Below are 12,652 nucleotides of genomic sequence, written 5' to 3'. Positions count from 1 at the left end.
GCTAGCGCAGAATGACTGCGCGGCGCCTGCTACGCCTCGTCTTGCCGCAGAACAGCGCTTGGCGCGGGCTCGCACGAAACATCAACAGGCCCTCGGGCTTTAGATGGCCTCGATGCGGCGTGCTCGACCGAGGCCGATCAGCGCGATCAGGGCCACGAGGACCGCGACACAGGCGACAAGATAGGCATCGGAGAACGGGGCGGTGGCCGCCGGCCCACCGTAGAGCGGATTGAGCGCGCCGCCGGCGTGGTGACGGCGGGCGGCAAGCACGCTGCCGAACACGGCAGCGCCGGTCCCCGCGCCCATGAAGAAACACAGCTGGTAGATGCCGAAACCCACGCCGGCGATCTCCGTGGACAACGCCGTCGAGGCCGCATTGGCGGCGGGCGAGGTCACGCCGGCATAGCCCGAACTGGCAACGACCAGACAGGCTGCAAGCACATAGACCGGACCGCCCGCCCCGATGCTCGACAGACCGATGAGCCCGGTCAGCAGGACCGTCAGGCTGGTGCCCAGCACAGCGCGCGGGCCGTAACGATCGGACAGCCGGCCGACGATCGGTGCCAGCAAGGCGACGGAGATCGCCCCCGGGGCGATGACCAGCCCGGCCTGGAACGCCGAGAACCCGAGCTGATCGATCAGCATCAACGGGGTGAGAAACAGACCACCGCCGATGAAGGCCCCCTGTGAGAGCAGGGCGATCAGCGCCGCGGAAAGAAAACGCCGGTTGCCGAACAATGCCGGCGGCACGAAAGGATGACGCGCCGTGCGGATTCGCCAGGTGAACAGGCTTCCGGTGATCAGGGCGACGACCAGCATGCCCCAGGCGCGCGGAGCCGTCGGGCCGACATGGCTGACCGCGGTGACCCCGAACAGCAGTGCCGCGGCGCTGACTGCCAGTAACAGACCGCCCGGCAGATCGACACGCGCGAGACGATCGCTTGGCGGCGTGCGCCCGGCGTTCGGCTCCGGTAGACGTTGCCAGGCGGCGATGAACAACAGGCAGAGTACCGCCAGCGTGCCAAAGAACAGAATGCGCCATCCGGCCATCGACACCCCGATGCCGCCCACCAGCGGCCCGGTCGCTGCGCCCATACCTACCGCAGAGGACATGATGCCGAACAGCCGCCCTCGCTGGCCGGCCGGGAACAGACGGGCGATCGAGCCGTAGGCCAATGAGGGAATGGCGGCCGCGCCGGCCGCCTGAATCGCCCGCCCGCCCACGAGCACGCCGAAATGCGGGGCCAGGGCACAGGTCAGCGAACCGAGGCCGAACACCACGAGTGCGAACAGAAAGGTCCGGCGCAGACTATAGCTGTCCGACACACGGCCATAGATCGCCACACCGGTCGCGAACACGATCGAATACGCCGTGATGATCCAGCCGGACAGACTCGGTGCGATGCCCAGATCGTGGCTGACGACCGGAATCGCGACGTTGACCATGCTGTTGTTGAGCACGCTCGTGAAGGCGGCCAGCACCATCACGAGCAGCAATGGGTTGGTGAGCGGCGAGGGCGATTGGGTCGCCGAGGCGTGCGTCATCGCGACAGAGCAGACAGAAAGACGGCGACTACTCTGCCATGGGGCGTATTGGAACGGTGGACCGGGCGCGAAACTTTAAACATGCCGAGGCTGGTGACCGGGTGCTGGCCGGGATGTCCACATCAGGCGCCCTGAAAAATAGCTGACTCTCTTGGCGACTTCATTGCCGAAAGTGCCCGTCTTACGCTCAAGCTGGCCCGGCGACGATGATCGGCCGGCCGCCAACGTGTTTCGGCGGCGGCTCATTGCGTAGGCAATCTCGACTAGGGACTGACGCCAACCGCGTCGTTTGCCGGTCGAAATTGCCCGTCCAGTGGCCCGTTGTAGTTATCGGAAGACGTTGTCGTTGTCGAAATCGGGCTGGTGTTATAGATATCGCCTCGTCCGTAGAGCGAACCGTTCGTCGCGGTCACGATATATCGCACCTGGGTGCTGATCGACACCATCCCGGGCCCAGCTGGCGTCGCTGCCATGTAAATAATGGTTCTGATCGTGGGTGTTTTCGGATTATCTTGGCACATCCGCGCGTTATGGCATTTTTCGGCCGGCACGCGTGTCCCGCCCGAGCGCGTTGAGACGGTCCCGCGAGAATCCGTGGGCGAATCGGTCGGTACCACGGTTTCGGCGCGAATGATGTCGCCGAAGGCCCCGACCGTGAAGAAAATCACCTGATCGCCGGCTGCATAACCCTGCACGCAATTCTTGACGCAATCGGCCCGCCCATAGACGAGTTTGCCCAAGACGGGTTGGCTGACCGGCGAGTGCGTGGCCGTGTCCGCGAAGGCCGCAGGCGGGCATACGAGTAGCATGAAAAAGACGCCGAGGCAGCGCGTTGCAGCCGGACGGAAAAGATCGAATCTTGTTTTTGACATGCCTGATGCCGCCGTGTCCGTCTCCGGATGAGACTTTTCGGTTATAGCCGCATGCGACGGGGCAGTCAAAAAGGCACTTGATTATGTACCACGCTCAGTGTTGGCTCCTTTGGCTTCTGGATTTCAGCACCCATCGGCTACAAGGATCGCGGCTCGGATGAACGATCTACTGAGAGGTCACACCTGGCGGCCGAAATCGAAGCCGAACTGATCGCCGGTGGCCGGCGGCGGGGCGAACTGCGACGTATCCAGTGCAAAGCGTTGGCCCTCCAGGCCGTGGCGACGTCGGGCCAGGGCGATACGTTTTTCGATGAGTGCAGCGTAATGACCGGTGCCGGTCATGCGGGTGCCCCAGGTGGCGTCGTAGTCGGCGCCGCCGCGCATCTGGCGGATCAGGCTCATTACGTGCGCGGCGCGGTCGGGATAATGCGTTTCCAGCCACTCGCGAAACAGCTGCTTGATGCTGTGTGGCAGGCGCAATAGCACATGGCCGACGCGCCTTGCTCCCGCGTCGGCGACCGCCGCGACCAGGCGCTCGATCTCGTGATCGGTGATCATGGGGATGACGGGAGCGATCAACGCACCGGTTGGCACGCCCGCCTCGGCCAGCGCGCGGATCGTGGCCAGCCGCCGGCCCGGCGCGGCAGCACGCGGCTCCAGCGTGCGTTTGATGTCTGAGTCCAGGCTCGTCACGGACACGAACACGCTGGCCAGACCGCGCCCGGCCATGTCGCCCAGCAAGTCCAGATCGCGGGTGACGTGCGCGCCTTTCGTGATGACCGAAATCGGCTGGTTGAATTGGTGGGCGACTTCGAGAATCTCGCGGGTGATCGCCAGTTTGCGGTCGTCGGGCTGATAAGGATCGGTGTTGGCACCGAGCGTGATGGCCTCGCATCGATAACGGGGATGACGCAGTTCGGCCTCGAACAGCGCGGCGGCCTCCGGCTTGTAGTAGAGCTCGGTTTCGAAATCCAGCCCGGCCGAGTGATCCAGATATTCATGCGTCGGCCGCGCGAAACAATAGATACAGCCGTGCGCACAGCCCTTGTAGGGATTGATGGAGGCCGCGAATGGCACATCAGGCGATTCGTTGCGCGAGATGACGCGCCGGGTCGGGTCGCGGTGCAGGCGCGTGGGCGGGGCCGTGTCGTCGTCGGCAAGCGTATCCAGCGTATCCCAGCCGTCGTCGAAATCCTCGCCGTGGGCGGCCGCAAAGCGGCTCGCCGCGTTGGTCAATGCACCGCGGGCGGCATGATTCGTGGGCCGATGCGCCATCGATAAACTGTATGTAAAAACAGTTGATATCGCAAGCCAGCGCCGTGAAACCAGCGCATGAAAGGCGCGGCCCGGGAAACGGCCGCGTTGGCGCCGTGTGCCACATGGCCGGCGTGCGGGCGAGCCACACCCCAGCCTGTGGTTGAAGCGGCCGAAACGGCTGCGTTGGGAACGTCGACGCCGCCGGGGCGACGCCGATCGAACGGTCAGATCGCGGTATAGCCGCCGTCGACCGAGAACACGGCACCGGTCACGAAGCTGGAGGCATCCGAGGCCAGATAGAGCGCCAGACCGCCCAGCTCGCGCGGCTCCCCGGCCCGGCCCATCGGCGTCATCGACAGCCAACGGTCGATCATCGGTCCGCCCTGTTCGAAGAACGCACGGGTGATCTCGGTCTTCATGTAGCCGGGGGCGATGGCATTCACACGCACGCCGCGATCCCCCCATTCGGCGGCCAGGCTCTTGGTCAGCATGTTCACGCCCGACTTGGCGGCGTTATAGGCTGACTGCGGCTGCGGTACGTTGGCGATCAGCCCCGACATTGACGAGGTATTCACGATCGACCCGCCGCCTTCGGCCAGCATGTGCCGGCCGATCTCGCGCGACAGCAGATAGACCGCGTTCAGGTCGATATCGATGACGCGTTTCCAGTCGTCGTAGTCGTCGGACTCGGACGGCGCGTGATGGGCGATGCCCGCGTTGTTGAACAGGATATCGATTCGGCCGTATTGCCCGATCAAGCGCTCGGTCAGGGCAACTACGGCGGCCTCGTCGGTCAGATCCACTCGGTAGGCCCGGGCCCGGCCGCCGTACTCGCTCGACAATCGCTCGGCGGTCGCGGCGGCCTTGTCGCCGTCGATATCCACGATAGCCAGATGGGCGCCGGCCGAGAGCAGGGCCTCGCCCATGGCCAGGCCCAGACCCTGGGCGCCGCCGGTGACCACCGCCACGCGGTCGTCGAGACGGAATTGATCGAAGATATTCATGATTGAGCCGCCTTTTGTGTGTCAGCGGCCTCGGGTGTGGCCGTGTCGAGACCGGGCTGACGGAAATTGATGAAGAACGTCAGGGCCGCGCCGATCAGGTAGATGCCGGTATAGGTCCAGACCACGCCTTCGACCCCGATCCAGGGCAGCAGCGGCGTGGCGATCGCCGGCCCGGCGAAGTTCGACAGCCCTACCGACAGGTTGTGGATGGAAATCGCGGCCCCCCGGTGTTTCGGTGCCAGCACGGGGAACATGGCCGACATCGGTACGAAGGCCGAGAGCGTGATGCCGTAGAGAATGGCCACGCCGATCGCGATCGGCACATGGCCGGCATAGGCCAGCGGGATGTAATAGAACATCAGACAGGTAATCGCCATGCCCACGCAGCCGAACCAGCGGATCTGGCGCAGCCAGCCGAAGCGGTCCCCGCAGATGCCCCAGAGCACGTTGGTGGCGATCGTCGTGATGAAGACCACGCCCCAGATCCGCAGCCATTCCGGCGTCGAGAAATGCAGGGTATCGGTGAAGAAGATCGGCATGATCACCATGAAACCGAACAACGAGTGCTGGTTGATGATCCGCACCACGAAAGCCAGTGCGATGTTGCGGTTTTCAAACAACAGCGTGATACCGCGGCTCATCTCCTTGAGCTTGTCGGCGGTCGAGGTCAGCTGCTTGCCCTTGGCGTCGTTACCCTCGGTCATCGTCAACAGGCCGATCAAGGCGGCGGCGATCACCCAGATCAGCGAGAACCAGAGGGTGCCCATGAAGCCGATCAGCGGCAGCGTATAGCTCGGCAGGTAGGTACCGATGAAGCCGATGCCCACGGAATACATAGCCCAGAACCAGCCCATGGCCGAGGCCAGTCGCTCGTCGGGGGCGGTGCGGGCGATCCAGACCACGAACGAATAGATGAACAGTGGATAGCCCACGGCCCGGATGCCGTAGAGCAACAGGATCATCGGCAGGCTCTCGGCCTCGAGGCCGAACAGCAGAAACAGCACGTGGAAGACGACCCAGATGATCGCACCCCACTTCATCACCCGCCGCGGCCCGTAGATTTCGGCCGAGACACCGGCCAGCCAGGAGCCGAGAGCCACCATGAAGCCGTAGACCGAAAACACCAGTGATGCACTGGACTCGGAAAATCCGATATCAACCAGGTATTTGGACAGGAAAGCGAGTTCGATGCCGTCGCCGGTCATGAACAGGGCGATGGCGATATAGCCGCCGAGCAGGGCAAGAGGCATGCCGAAGAGCATGCGGGCGGAAGCACGATTGGACATGGAAATCTCCGTCGAAGCGCGGCGCGCGGGTCAGGCCGTGTCGGCGTCGGGAACCAGGATGACCTTGAGCGCATCGCGCCCGGCCTTGACCTGTTCGAACCCGGCTTCGAATTCGGCCAGCGGCAAACGATGCGTCACCATGCCGTCGGTCGGGATCGAGCCGTCGGCAATGCCCGCGATCGTGGCCGGATAGCAGTAGGCGCCGAGATGCGCGCCCAGCAGATCCAGCTCCTTGCGGTCGCCGATGATCGACCAGTCTGCGGTGACCGGTTCGCCGAATACGCTGAACTCCACGAAACGGCCGAGCTTGCGGATGGCGTTCAAGCCCTGACGCACGCTGGCCGGCGCGCCGCTCGCCTCGATATAGACATCGCAGCCGTAGCCGCGGGTCTCGTCCTTGATCCGGGCGACAACGTCCTCGCGGGCCGGGTTGATGGTGATGTCGGCGCCGTATTCGGCGGCCTTGGCGAGCCGGTCGTCGTTCATGTCGAGCACGATCAGCCGTCGCGGGCTCTTCAGTTTCGCGATGCCGACCATGCCGAGGCCGAGCGTGCCGGCGCCGGAGATCACGACCGTATCGGCCAGCTGGATATTCGCGCGTTCCACGGCATGCATCGAACAGGCGAAGGGCTCGATCAGGACGGCCTTGTCGACGGCCAGATCAGCCGGTACGCGGTGCAGGCGCGCGTTGTCCGGGAAGCGCATGAATTCGGCCATGCCGCCGTTGACGTTGTTCTGGAAGCCGAAGATGTCGTGGCGTTCGCACATCCAGTAGGCGCCGCGCTCGCAATAGTCGCAGGCCTCGCAGGGTACGATCTGCTCGGCGATCACGCGGTCGCCGATATCGAAGCCGGTGTGCTCGGGGCCGATCGCGGCCACCCGGCCGACAAACTCGTGACCGGGCACGACCGGGCCTTTCACGTAGGCCGGCTGTTCGTCGTTGCCCCAGAACATATCGGCGCCGGACCAGCATTTGACGTCGCTGGCACAGATGCCACAGGCCTCGATGCGGATGACCACTTCGCGCCCTCGGGCTTCGGGGGTCGCTACGGTTTCCAGGCGATAGTCGTGCGGGCCGTGATTGACCACGGCTTGCATGGTTTGGTTCATGGGTGCGCCTCGGCAGGGTTATTCACCGTCCACGAAGGGATGACGGCCGGGTAGCTTGAAACGCGTTCGGCGCAGCTCGATGAGCTTGTCGACCTCGGCCTGGCTGAACTCCTGTGCGCCGCCGTACTGCGACGCGAGATAGACCACCTTGGCGTAGTAGTCCAGCGCCTCCATCTTGAAATGGGCGTTGTTCAGGTCCGCGCCGTAGGACAGGGCGCCGTGGTTTTCCAGCAGCAGCGCGTCATAGCGGGCGAGATATGCGGTGGTCGAGTTGGGCAGATCCATCGTCGACGGCGTGCCATAGGGCGCGATCGGCACTTCGCCGAGCAGGATGGTGGACTCCGGCATGACCTGCTGGGTCAGTGGCTTGCCACAGATGGCATGCACCGTGGCATACAGCGGATGGGCATGAACCACAGCATTGACGTCGGGGCGATGCCGGTAGACGTGCAGATGCATCTTGATCTCCGACGAGGGCCGGTTGGTTTCGCCTGCGACCGGCTCGCCGTCGTTGTCGATCACGCAGATCATTTCCGGCGTCATGAAGCCTTTCGAGACCGCGGTCGGTGAGCAGAGCAGGCGTTCATCGTCCAGTCGCACCGAGATGTTGCCGTCGTTGGCGGCGCCCATCTCGCGCTGATAGAGCCGCTTGCCGACGTCGCAGATCTGTTCGCGGAGTGTTTGTTCGTCGTTGGATCGAGCCATGAAGCCATCCCGTGGTTCGGTGAATGTCTTTTCTTGTCTGCGGATAAAAACAGAATTCAGATAATAACAACAGAAATAAAGAATAATACTTTTGTTTATGTTGCTTGTGGCAAGGCGCGATTCTAAGGTCGAAAGCCCGCTCAGGAGGCGACACCATGCATAGAACAAGCTCAGGCCCATCCCGCCACGGCGCGCCGGTACGATGCCTGGCCTTCGACTTCGGCGCCGGGAGCAGTCGTGCCATGCTGGCCGAGCGGGTCGACGGCCGGCTCGCGCTGCGGGAAGTGCATCGTTTCGACACGGCCACCGACAGTTACGACGGGCAGACCTGCTGGGACATGGCGGCGCTGTATGCGGGGCTGGCCGATGGGTTGGCTCGGGCGCGCGAAAGCGGACCGGTTCACGCCGTCGGTATCGACAGCTGGGGTGTGGATTTCGGTCTGATCGATGCCGGCGGCGCGCTCGTCATGCCGCCGCTTCATTATCGGAACGGCCATGGCACGCAGGGCTTGTCGCAGGGCCTCCTGTCGCTGGAGGCCATGCACCGGCGGACCGGTGCCCAGCGGCTCGACATCAACACGGTGTGTCAATTGCTGGCGATCGCCGAGCGTTGGCCGGCGCGCCTGGCCGAGGCCGATACGCTACTCATGATGGCCGATCTGCTGACCGCGTATCTGTCCGGCTCGCATCACGCCGAGTACACGCTGGCCAGCACCAGCGGTCTGATCGATCCAGTGCGCGGCGACTGGGATCGTGACCTGGTCGCCGAGCTCGGATTGCCCACGGCGATGCTACCGCCGATGATCCCGAGTGGCACGATATGCGGCACGCTGCGGGAAACGCTCAACGGCGGGCAGACGTCGCCCACCGCGGTTGTGGCCGTCGGCTCGCACGATACGGCCAGTGCCGTCGCCGGCCTGGATCTCGGCGCCGAGGAGGCTTTTCTCATCCTCGGATCCTGGTCGTTGCTCGGGGTGGAGAGCGATACGCCGGTATACGACGCGCGCACGTTGGCTCACGGTTTCGGCAATGAAGGCGGCGTTTGTGGCACACATCGCCTGATCACCAACATCAACGGGCTGTATCTGATACAGATGCTGCGCGAGGCCTGGCAGACCCGTCACGGCGTCGCGCCTGATTATGCCGAGATATCCGCGGCCGCAAGCGATGCGCAACTGGAAGCGTCTCTCCGAATCGATCCGGATGATGACCGGTTCTTCGCCCCTGACGACATGATCGCGGCCATCGACGATTTCTGTGCGGCCCACGGTCTCGGCCGGCCTGTCGGGATCGGTGATTACGCCTTGGCCATCTATCGCGGTCTGGCCGATCAGATCGCCGCCCGGATCCGAGTGCTGGAAACCGTGTTCGAGCGGCCCGTCAACGCGCTCTGTGTCAGCGGTGGCGGGAGTCAGGATGCTGTGCTCTGTGCGCATATCCGGGCGGCCGCCGGAAAGCCGCTGCGACCGGGGGCCATCGAAGCCTCGGCCTACGGCAACGCGTTGATGCAACTCAAGGCGCTGGGCTGCATCGAGACCCTTGCCGAAGGACGTGCGCTGTTGCCCGAACGGGAGCCACAGGCCGCGGGCTGAATCCGCCGGCCTCGGCCATTGGTCGATATGGCCGGGGTCGTCGTCGCTCGACGCTGCGATGGACGAGACCGGCTCGTTATACTGGTGTTTCACATGCCCGGCGGCCGTTCGCGGCGGCCGCACTCGCGAGCGACCCGATCATGCTGCCCGCCGAACGCAAACAAAAGACCCTCGACGTGCTGCTCGCCGACGGCAAGGTCGGTGTCGCGGATCTGGCCGAACGTTTCAACGTCACGCGGGAAACGGTGCGTCGTGATCTCGAGAAACTCGAAAGCGAAGGCGTGCTCGAGCGCACGCACGGCGGCGCGGTGGCGATCGTCGAGCGCAGTCAGGACCTGCCGTATCTGACGCGTGAATCGTTCAATCGGGCTGCCAAGCAGCAGATCGCGCACAAGGCCGCCCGGCTGATCGGCGACGGCGAGGCACTGATGCTCGATTCCAGTTCGACAACCTGCGAGATGCTGGATGCCTTGAATGACCGGCACGATCTGCAGTTGATCAGCAACTCGCTTCGTCTGGCCGCGGTCGGCGCGGAAAGCGAACACGCCTTGATCACAGTCGGCGGGGAACTGCGCAAGAAATCGCTGGCCTTCGTCGGTGGTCTCGCCGAGGAATCGCTGGCCCGGTTCAACGTCGACTGGGCGCTGATTGGCTGCAAGGCCCTGCACAGCGAGGCCGGCGTGCTCGAGTCCAACCTCGGCGAGGCCCAGATCAAGCGGGTGATGATGCGCCATGCCCGGCGCAGAGCGTTGCTCGTCGACCATACGAAATTCGATCGCAATGCGCTGGTCCAGATCTGTGATCTGGCCGATATCGATGTCGTGGTCACCGACATCGCCCCCGAGCCGGCCTGGGTCGAGCGTCTCGCGGCCATGGACGTGCAGCTGATCTACTAGGCTGTGTCGCACGAGCGCCGCGTTGGGGCCGCAGATCGCGTCCTGTACGGCGCGCGTCGCAGGGCGGCCATCGTCGATTGTGCGGGCGGCCCAACCCAAAGGGACAAGCGCTGGATTGCCGCAAAACAGCGCTTGGCGCGGACTCGCGGGACACATCAACAGGCTCTAGGGTGTGTCGAACGTAGGGTGTCCTGCGGCCGTGTCCCATCACGGCATGCCGATACGATGAAGCCCGACTGTTTTGCAGGCGTGAGCGGCCGATGAAAGCGCGTCGAGCGTCCGGGCGGGATCGGTTCAGACTTCGATATCGCCGTTGTGGATCGCGATCCGGATCGCCTGGGCGGTCGTTGTGGCACCCAGACGATGTCGTATGCGGCGCAGATGATTCTCGATCGTGCGACTCGACAGGCCGAGTGTCGCGGCGACATCGGCCTGGCGGTGGCCGGCGGCGGTCCAGGACAGGACTTCCTGTTCACGATTCGACAATCGCTTGCTGGTCTCGGCGCGCGGCGCTTCGAGCAGTCGGCGGGCTGCCAGAAATGCGGTCGTGGCCACCAGCGTCAGCCCCACGCGCGTTGTCGCGGTGGCATTGATGTGTTCGCCGCCGAGGCTCATCGCCCCTTCGAGGCCGAGCGGCCCGAAGACGGGCACCTGCAGGCCGTGCACGCCGTCGCCACGCGGCGCCGGCGTCACCTGATACTGTTCGCCACTGGCCTGTTCGATCTTGCGCCAGAAGAACGGCGCTCTCGCGTCAAGGATATGACGCGTCATCGGACAGCGGCGGATATAGGTCCGGGCATCGACGCCGGCGCCATCGTCGTTCCAGTTGCCCTCGACCCAGTAGATGCGATCGACCACGTCGTCCCACGCCGCCGTGGCGGAGAACAGGACGAGTCGGTCGTAGCCGAGCGGCGCGGCGTAAGCCCGAACCGCGTCCTCGACCGCGGTCAGCGTCGTGGCCTGCTCCAGTGCGAGCACGACGCTGAGCGCATCATCGGCAAGCCCAGTGGTCACGCCTTGGCAACGGCCTCGAGCAGCGTATCGGCGGCCAGCCGGCCGAGCGCATTGCCGGCCAGCGGGCTGTCGCCGGTCAACAGGTTGCGATCGCGGTGTGTTGCACCGGAAATATCGTCGTTGACCAGCTCGAAGCCGAGATTCTTGAGTTGTTCGCCGAATGGCCATGTCAGATGGCCCGGCATGTAGCCCATGTCGGGCGTCTGTGCATCGAGCGAATCGGGGAAGGCACAGATCTTGTAACCCTGGTACATGGGGCTGTCGCCGACCGATAGAAACGCGGCCGGCCCGTGACAGATCGAGATCACGAACTTGTCTCGGTCATTCGCCCACTCCAGAGCGGTCTTTACGTCCGGACTGTCGGGCAGCCCGATCAGGGCGCCGTGCCCGCCCGGGATGAATATCGCGATGTAATCGGCGTCGTCGAGCCCATCGGCAATGACGTCGGCGAGTTTGCGCGGTGCCTTGAACTGGTCGCGATAGGTCGCGAACAGGTTCTGGAGCGCTTCGTCTTCCGAGGGCATCGCCCAGTGCTCGAACTTGACCGGATTGCCGGAGATCGTGGCCACATCGAAGGCGAAACCGGCCTGATCAAGATGATACATCGGCAACAATGTTTCCACCGGATGGTTGCCGGTCGAAAACATCGTGCCGTTGTCGGTCAGCAGATAGCGCTCGTCGGCACCGATCATGAGCACCTTGAGGCGTCCGCCCCGATAGGCGTTCGGGTAATCGGCACCCGAGAGATCGGACTTGGCCGACGTGAACTGCGCCAGCGAATAGGGGGATGGGAAAAACGCGTTGTCCTCGGCGGGATCCGCGACCGGACGTTTGTCTTCGGACTGTGTATCGGTCATGCCGTTTCACACGTTCAATGAATTCGTCGCCTCAGTATAGATGTGATGCAATCAGGGCCAATGAGGCTTTTCCCTCAGCGCGTCGCCGGTATCGCGTTGCACAGACGACGCAACCGGGGGCTGACGTACGGGCGACATGACGACGACGGGTATCGCCCCAAGTCTGTCTCGGCCACGACATGCCAATCGGCATGCCTGCTTCAAGCGTTATCCATCCGGCGCCCGAGCCGCTGAACCTTGCAACGGTTCACAACACCATCGAAAAATAAACGCCGGCACATGGCTTCATTTGTTTTCAATGGCTTCGCGCCTTTGGTCGCGGCCCACATGCGCTCACATGCGCACGTGATGGGCCCGACGCATCATCCATTGCCATGCGGGATTGATCACGACCCGGTGAACTTATGCCGCGAGGTGTTCTAGGGCCTGTTGAGGTTTCGCGCGAGTCCGCGCCAAGCCCTGTTCTGCGGCAAGACGAGACGTAGCACGCGCCGCGCAGTCGTTCTGCGCCAGC

At 64.1% G+C, this 12,652-nt stretch carries 11 protein-coding genes; 2 read left to right on the top strand and 9 right to left on the bottom strand.

Features of this window, described 5'->3' with window-relative positions; translation table 11 throughout:
* Nucleotides 1–99: 99 nt before the first annotated feature.
* The 7 genes from D3260_RS15235 to D3260_RS15205 form a co-directional block, all read right to left on the bottom strand.
* The gene (locus D3260_RS15235; RefSeq protein WP_120099466.1) at nt 100–1,545 is read right to left on the bottom strand and encodes an MFS transporter; all 1,446 of its coding nucleotides are present in this window, start codon (nt 1,543–1,545) and stop codon (nt 100–102) included.
* A gap of 263 nt (nt 1,546–1,808) precedes the next feature.
* Nucleotides 1,809–2,417 (bottom strand): hypothetical protein, encoded by a 609-nt coding sequence (locus D3260_RS15230; protein WP_147418224.1) that lies wholly within the window; start codon nt 2,415–2,417, stop codon nt 1,809–1,811.
* 177 nt (nt 2,418–2,594) lie between these two features.
* Nucleotides 2,595–3,692: a PA0069 family radical SAM protein gene (locus tag D3260_RS15225; protein WP_120099464.1), complete on the bottom strand. Its 1,098-nt coding sequence runs from the start codon at nt 3,690–3,692 to the stop codon at nt 2,595–2,597.
* Between the two features lie 206 nt (nt 3,693–3,898).
* Nucleotides 3,899–4,678, bottom strand: a complete 780-nt coding sequence (locus D3260_RS15220; protein ID WP_199671540.1) for an SDR family NAD(P)-dependent oxidoreductase — start codon at nt 4,676–4,678, stop codon at nt 3,899–3,901.
* Nucleotides 4,675–5,964 carry an MFS transporter gene (locus D3260_RS15215; RefSeq protein ID WP_120099462.1) on the bottom strand — a complete coding sequence of 430 codons (1,290 nt, stop codon included), beginning with the start codon at nt 5,962–5,964 and terminating at the stop codon, nt 4,675–4,677. Before D3260_RS15215 ends, D3260_RS15220 begins: the two co-directional genes overlap by 4 nt.
* Nucleotides 5,965–5,994: 30 nt before the next feature.
* Nucleotides 5,995–7,074, bottom strand: a complete 1,080-nt coding sequence (locus D3260_RS15210; RefSeq protein WP_199671539.1) for an alcohol dehydrogenase catalytic domain-containing protein — start codon at nt 7,072–7,074, stop codon at nt 5,995–5,997.
* An 18-nt stretch (nt 7,075–7,092) separates the two neighbouring features.
* Entirely contained in the window at nt 7,093–7,779 is a 687-nt protein-coding gene (locus D3260_RS15205) for a class II aldolase/adducin family protein (protein ID WP_120099461.1), read from the bottom strand.
* A 155-nt stretch (nt 7,780–7,934) separates the two neighbouring features.
* Between D3260_RS15205 and D3260_RS15200 the strand changes: the two genes are divergently transcribed.
* Nucleotides 7,935–9,371 carry a rhamnulokinase family protein gene (locus D3260_RS15200; protein WP_120099460.1) on the top strand — a complete coding sequence of 479 codons (1,437 nt, stop codon included), beginning with the start codon at nt 7,935–7,937 and terminating at the stop codon, nt 9,369–9,371.
* 140 nt (nt 9,372–9,511) lie between these two features.
* On the top strand, nt 9,512–10,267 hold the full coding sequence (locus D3260_RS15195) for a DeoR/GlpR family DNA-binding transcription regulator (protein WP_120099459.1): 756 nt from the start codon (nt 9,512–9,514) through the stop codon (nt 10,265–10,267).
* Between the two features lie 294 nt (nt 10,268–10,561).
* Here D3260_RS15195 and D3260_RS15190 read toward each other — a convergent pair whose 3' ends face one another.
* Together D3260_RS15190 and hchA are read right to left on the bottom strand one after the other, a co-directional pair.
* The gene (locus D3260_RS15190; protein WP_120099458.1) at nt 10,562–11,281 is read right to left on the bottom strand and encodes a PA1136 family autoinducer-binding transcriptional regulator; all 720 of its coding nucleotides are present in this window, start codon (nt 11,279–11,281) and stop codon (nt 10,562–10,564) included.
* Nucleotides 11,278–12,138, bottom strand: coding sequence for a glyoxalase III HchA (gene hchA / locus D3260_RS15185; RefSeq protein ID WP_120099457.1), 861 nt, complete (start codon nt 12,136–12,138; stop codon nt 11,278–11,280). The genes D3260_RS15190 and hchA overlap by 4 nt, the downstream gene beginning before the upstream one ends.
* Nucleotides 12,139–12,652 lie beyond the last annotated feature (514 nt).

This window comes from Salinisphaera sp. Q1T1-3 (assembly GCF_003602005.1).
In the GTDB taxonomy this organism is placed as follows: domain Bacteria; phylum Pseudomonadota; class Gammaproteobacteria; order Nevskiales; family Salinisphaeraceae; genus Salinisphaera.
The sequence above is the reverse complement of the archived record's forward strand: the minus strand, read 5'-3'. Positions and strand labels throughout refer to the sequence as shown.

Coding starts and splice junctions, on each gene's coding strand:
- D3260_RS15210 (WP_199671539.1), bottom strand. CDS start 7,074: ATGAACCAAACCATGCAAGCCGTGGTCAATCACGGCCCGCACGACTAT.
- D3260_RS15220 (WP_199671540.1), bottom strand. CDS start 4,678: ATGAATATCTTCGATCAATTCCGTCTCGACGACCGCGTGGCGGTGGTC.
- hchA (WP_120099457.1), bottom strand. CDS start 12,138: ATGACCGATACACAGTCCGAAGACAAACGTCCGGTCGCGGATCCCGCC.
- D3260_RS15225 (WP_120099464.1), bottom strand. CDS start 3,692: ATGGCGCATCGGCCCACGAATCATGCCGCCCGCGGTGCATTGACCAAC.
- D3260_RS15230 (WP_147418224.1), bottom strand. CDS start 2,417: ATGTCAAAAACAAGATTCGATCTTTTCCGTCCGGCTGCAACGCGCTGC.
- D3260_RS15235 (WP_120099466.1), bottom strand. CDS start 1,545: ATGACGCACGCCTCGGCGACCCAATCGCCCTCGCCGCTCACCAACCCA.
- D3260_RS15195 (WP_120099459.1), top strand. CDS start 9,512: ATGCTGCCCGCCGAACGCAAACAAAAGACCCTCGACGTGCTGCTCGCC.
- D3260_RS15215 (WP_120099462.1), bottom strand. CDS start 5,964: ATGTCCAATCGTGCTTCCGCCCGCATGCTCTTCGGCATGCCTCTTGCC.
- D3260_RS15205 (WP_120099461.1), bottom strand. CDS start 7,779: ATGGCTCGATCCAACGACGAACAAACACTCCGCGAACAGATCTGCGAC.
- D3260_RS15200 (WP_120099460.1), top strand. CDS start 7,935: ATGCATAGAACAAGCTCAGGCCCATCCCGCCACGGCGCGCCGGTACGA.